Origin of the sequence: Belnapia moabensis DSM 16746 (genome assembly GCF_000745835.1) — a bacterium.
GTDB lineage: Bacteria > Pseudomonadota > Alphaproteobacteria > Acetobacterales > Acetobacteraceae > Belnapia > Belnapia moabensis.
In genome coordinates, this window is sequence record NZ_JQKB01000183.1 from 1 (window position 1) to 4,976 (window position 4,976).

The window sequence follows — 4,976 nt, forward strand, 5'->3', positions numbered from 1 at the left end:
AGGAAGGCACGCATATAGCCGTAGATTGTCGGCCACGGCGGGAATACCGGAGGGGGTGGCAGATGCCGCCACTGGCAGCCGGTCCGCACGAGGTAGAACAACCCGTCCAGCAGGCGCCGCATGTCGGTCGTCCGCGGATGGCCTCCGGGTTTGGCGGCCGGGATGAGCGGTTCGAGAAGGCGATACTGCTCGTCGCTCAGGGCCTGACCGGACCCGTAGTCCCCAACCAGCGCGCGGGTATCGGGCGTCCACATGGCAGCTTCTTTCCGAGAAAGCCGCCCAGAACGCTTCTCCTACGCTGCCTTTTCAGGCCCATGTTCGCCAGGGGTGGCTTTCAAAACAGCCTTTCAGATCCAATGATGACGCTGACGGTCTGGGCCATGCCCGGAGAATTCCAGCGCAGTGCCCCGTTGGGAATCCTCCGTCTGCTCAGTGCACTAGACGCGGGCAATAACCTCCCGGATGGGGGGATCGCCCGGCTTGTAGCCCGCCCGCGGCTCGAACCGGACGTCCAGCACTTCTACGGCGACGACGCTCCTGGCCCGGAGCAGCTTCGAGCCGGCACGACGCCGCGAGGCGCTCTCGCCCGCGAGCTGGTAACAACGCAGCAGCTCCTTGCTGTTGCTGGCCAGCCCGTAGACATGCGGCTCGACGATGCGGCTGCCGACGGAGTAGACCAGCTTGAGCTGCCGGCGCTGCTCAATGGCGGCGACGATCAGGCCGTTCATCCGGCCGCCCTCACCACTTCTGCGGCTGATCAAGCGTCAGCACGCATCCCCGCCCATACTGCGTCTCCAGTATAGCCCGGGCCTTGCCACTGCCGTCGGCCTGAATCGTCACCCGCTGGGTCAGCCCGTTGGGCAGGCGCACGACTGCCACAAACTCGTCCATGCAATTGTCTCCTCGCTGGCAATCGAGGCAGCCGGCCATTGCTGGCCGGCCCCGTTGCGAGACGTGGACCTGGTTGTCAGGCTGCCTTCATCGCGCTATTTCGGCGCTTGAACGCCTTGCTGCGCTCCTGCGCCGCTGTCGCCAACTGCGCGTCCAGCTCACCAGCCCGCACTGCCGCGAGAAGCGCGTCGATCACGCCGGGCAGCGCCTCCAGCGTGCCCACTTCCACGCTGATGCTGCCAGCCTTGTCCAGCGGCAGTGGCTTGGCGCCGTAGCGCACCATGAAATGCAAGGTGCCCGCCGCATCCTCGAACCACTCGCGCCGCACATGCATAGGCTGCATCACCCGCACACGCTCGCCGGCATCGTTGGTCTTGTAGACCGGTCGCGTCGCGTTGAGCGCCTTGCCGTCTAGGTGTGCAGTGAGCAGCTGCTTCTGCTGTTCCAGATGCTGGATCACTTTTGCCCTTGCGCGGCCCTTGGCATCGGCCGGCATGGTGGTGGGCGCAGCCTTGCCCAACTTGAGCGTCTTGAGCACGGACATTCGGGGCTCCTGTTCAGATTCCGTGCCAATCGGTCTACAGCCGTCGTTCGGAAGGCCAACCGAAAAGGCGGGGCCAAGCTCACCTTTTCTCCTTGCCCGGGAGCTTGCCGCTGTGGCCGGCAGCTCAACGCAGTCCCCAGCGGCACAGACGCCCTGCGAGCCCTGTGCAGGGGTTGTCAGCGCATATGTGCTAAGTGGGTGCGCACAGAGGCACAGCACCCTGTATGACGCGCACGGGAGTTTAGAAGGGGCATGCCCGGCGCAAGCCATATGACAGCGCCTGTACTATTCCCCGGTGGTGAGCGTGGCGAAGGCGGCCAGCTTGTCGGCAGGAAAAGGATAGCCGGAGAGGTCTACCCTGCCGGTCGCCACGAGCGTCACGATGTCGGCCATGGCCTGAAGCCCGGGGCAGAACAGTAGTAGCGCGACTAGCCCCGAAGCACTGGCGATGAAGATGCCGTCGCTCAAGACGGACGTGGCAGTGACGATCTCGGCGATCTCCAGCGGCGCCCGTGCCGGGCTCGGTGTTGCTACGCGGACCTCGATGCCGGTGGTCAGGTGCCGGAAGGTATGTGCGCCGGTCCGCTCAAAGCCATCGAACGACGTAGGGATCGCGTTCTCCTGCAGGACCAAGAAGGTGAGGTCCGATGCAGCGCGTGGCCGCGCGTGGAAAGAGAGCGCGACGTCCCCGATAAGGACCCCGCCGGCGCCTGCGGTGCTCCAGTCACGGAGCACGTCGATAAGCGCGGGCATTATTACCGACTCGGTCAGCGTGCGAGTGCCGTCATTGACAGTCCGCATTTTGGCGATGTTGCGCAGTCGGTCGTTAGGCACGCCGACAGCCTCCGAACAGCCACTACCCAACTTGCTCTACAGCCGTGGCACAAAATGCCAACCGAAAAGGTGGACCGAGCGAACCTGTTTGCCAATTCGACCGCTTCCGATGGCGCAGCGCCACGCTGTCCATGCCCGCTTGACGCCCCCTGCCCTACGATGCCCGTGCGGCGCCCTGTAAGGTGCTGGCGTTATACCAAATCCCGCTGATCAGAACCGATGTGCCCAATCGCGCAGCCCGATAGACATGATTGTCCAAGGCTGCTCAGATAGCCTGTTCCAAGCTCGGCAGCAGTGGTCGAGGATGTCGTCGTAGGACTGGAAGACTCGGTTCGAGAGCCAGTTGTCTCGCATGAACTGCCAAGTGTTCTCGACCGGGTTCAGTTCTGGGCACTTTGGCGGTAGCGGGATGAGAGTGATGTTGGGCGGCACCTCGAGCCTATCCGACAGGTGCCATCCGGCTTGGTCGAGCAGCAGCACGGCATGTGCACCAGGCGCTACCGCGGCGGCGATCTCGGCGAGGTGCAGGCTCATGGCTGCGGTGTTGCAGTGAGGCAGGACAAGGCCCGCCGCCTTACCCTCCTTGGGGCAGATGGCGCCGAAGATGTAGGTCGAGGCTGTGCGCTGGTCGTTGAGCGCTACGGGCCGGGTGCCGCGCCGGGCCCAGCGCCGGGTGATCTTGTTCTTCTGGCCTATCCTGGCCTCGTCAGCGAACCAAACCTCGATATCGCCGGCTGCTACGCCTTTCTCACGCGCGACTTTGTCCAGGCGGCTGGCGAAGCTCTTTTAAAAAGATCAACCGTGCCTTCGGCTTGCGCATGATGGCGAGGACGCGCCGAGAGCTTGCGGTAGCCGAGCGCCCGCACCTCGCGGCTCATGGTCTGCTTGGCGGCCGTGACCCGATGCTCCTCCCACAGCCACTGGCAGAGATCGACCAGCCGCCACCGCACGACGCCATGGACCGCAGGTATCGGGCCGCTATCGAGCACCGCCGCCAGGGCCGCACGGTGGGTACTGGTCAGCCGTGACGCCTGGCCCGGCGCCTTGCGGTCAATCAGCCCAGCTGGACCCTCGGCATTGAACCGAACAACCCAGTCCCGGACGATCTGCACCGTCACCCCGCCGATCCGAGCGGCCTCCGTGCGCGACGCTCCATCGTAAACGGCAGCCAAGGCCAATAGGCGACGGGCCTGAGCCGCATCCTTGGTCCGGCGAGCCGCAGCACGAAGCCCGGCAACGTCAAAGTCAGCTCGGAGTGGGATGGGCATGGCGAAGCTCCCCTGTTCGCCACGGGAAGCAGAGCGCCGTCGTCCTGGGAATCCCCAACGAGTCACGCTCTCGGAGACTTGGTATTAGTGCTGCAGCCAGAAAGGATCAAATACGCTCTCTGGCCCGCATAGGGCCGGTAAGGGCATGCTCCTCACAAGCCCCTGTGAGGCTCATAGAGGACGCTACTGCGAAGCAGCGCAGCCGAGCTGCAACGCCCTACAAGCCACCCTGTATGGCCCGCATAGGGGCAAGCCTGCTCATTCAAGGGCCGGCACGTCGGAACGCCACGTAGTCGCCCAGATCCTCCCCAAGCTCCGTTTCGTGCTCGCGCAGGGGTCGGCTGGAACCCACAGCTTTACACCAGAGTACGGCGGCACGGCGCCGCAGCCACAACTCATGCCCGCCTGGTGGAGGGGGCGCAGGGTGGCGCATGAGTACGAGAGCCCTCGTCACCTCTGCACAGCGCTCACCTGTACACCGCAGCCCAACCGTCGCAAGCGCCGCCCATAGCTCCGGCATCATTTTCAGAAACGCCGCGCGCTTGTCTGCCAGGCCTTGGGCCGTCAACGCCGGAGCCGGCCACGAATCCGCAAATCGGAGCAGTACATCAGCGGCCTGTTCAGCACATGCCATGTCGGTCACCGCTGGGGAGTGCGGAGGTGTCCAGCCACCGATGAGCGGCATTCCGCTTGCTGGAATGGTCGGCAACTCGCAGCCCATACCAAAGGCGAGGTCAATGCGTCGGCAGAGCGCTGTCACTGGGAAGTAGGCTTCGTACTCCTCAAGCTCGGCGAAATCCCGAGTCTCTTGTGCCCAGAGCTCCCCGGCACCGGGCTGTCGGCTCCGGTGTGGGCCGCATCGATCATCGATCCCTTCCAGAATTACCACCTCCGTTGCCCAGTGTTCGAAGTCGCATTCTCCACCCAAGTGATCGCTCCGCGAGGTCGCCAGGACTCCGCCCGATCTAACGCCGCCTACCAGGATTGCGACCGAAAAGGCGGACCATGCTGTAGTTCCTGCTTGCGGTGCGCCGCCTGGCGCTCTGTGCTGGTTGCCGCAGAACCTGATCGGTAATGAGCACGCACTTGCCCCTGCGGCACCCGTGCAGGGCCTCGCCTGATATCTAGTGCACTGACTCAAACGGAAGGTGCAGGAAGCCTGGCCAGCGTGCCGAGGATGGTGTCGGCAGGCCTGGTCCAGGCGAATGGCTTGGCCTTCTTGTTGTGGTCGCGGATGTAATGGGTGATGGCGTCCTGCAGGTCGGGGACTGACTGAAAGACGCCGCGGCGGATGCGCCTGCGTGTGATGGCCGAGAAGAAGCCCTCGACGGCGTTGATCCAGGACGCCGATGTCGGCGTGAAGTGGAAGACCCAGCGCGGATGATCAGCCAACCACTGCCGGACCTTTGGGTGCTTGTGGGTGGCGTAGTTGTCAAGGA

General features: G+C 64.3%; 7 protein-coding genes. All 7 read right to left on the reverse strand.

Annotated features, from left to right (window positions below; all coding sequences use genetic code 11):
- The coding region (locus tag EP26_RS29705) for a transposase (RefSeq protein ID WP_157033934.1) at window positions 1-254 on the reverse strand (254 nt) is incomplete at its 3' end.
- A 183-nt stretch (window positions 255-437) separates the two neighbouring features.
- Window positions 438-728, reverse strand: a complete 291-nt coding sequence (locus EP26_RS29710) for a hypothetical protein (RefSeq protein WP_043344844.1) — start codon at window positions 726-728, stop codon at window positions 438-440.
- Between the two features lie 10 nt (window positions 729-738).
- Window positions 739-891: a hypothetical protein gene (locus EP26_RS35845; protein ID WP_157033935.1), complete on the reverse strand. Its 153-nt coding sequence runs from the start codon at window positions 889-891 to the stop codon at window positions 739-741.
- Between the two features lie 76 nt (window positions 892-967).
- Window positions 968-1,435 carry a hypothetical protein gene (locus EP26_RS29715; RefSeq protein WP_043344846.1) on the reverse strand — a complete coding sequence of 156 codons (468 nt, stop codon included), beginning with the start codon at window positions 1,433-1,435 and terminating at the stop codon, window positions 968-970.
- Window positions 1,436-1,720: 285 nt separating this feature from the next.
- Window positions 1,721-2,269, reverse strand: a complete 549-nt coding sequence (locus tag EP26_RS29720) for a hypothetical protein (RefSeq protein ID WP_043344848.1) — start codon at window positions 2,267-2,269, stop codon at window positions 1,721-1,723.
- A gap of 210 nt (window positions 2,270-2,479) precedes the next feature.
- Window positions 2,480-3,537, reverse strand: a protein-coding gene (locus EP26_RS34210; RefSeq protein ID WP_245624569.1) for an IS630 family transposase whose coding sequence is annotated in 2 segments (ribosomal slippage) — window positions 2,480-3,033 and window positions 3,033-3,537 — 1,059 coding nt in all. Because the reading frame shifts where the segments join, the coding sequence is not laid out codon by codon here.
- A gap of 1,137 nt (window positions 3,538-4,674) precedes the next feature.
- Window positions 4,675-4,976 (reverse strand): IS630 family transposase (locus EP26_RS29735; protein ID WP_043342723.1); only part of this gene is annotated, 302 nt, incomplete at its 5' end.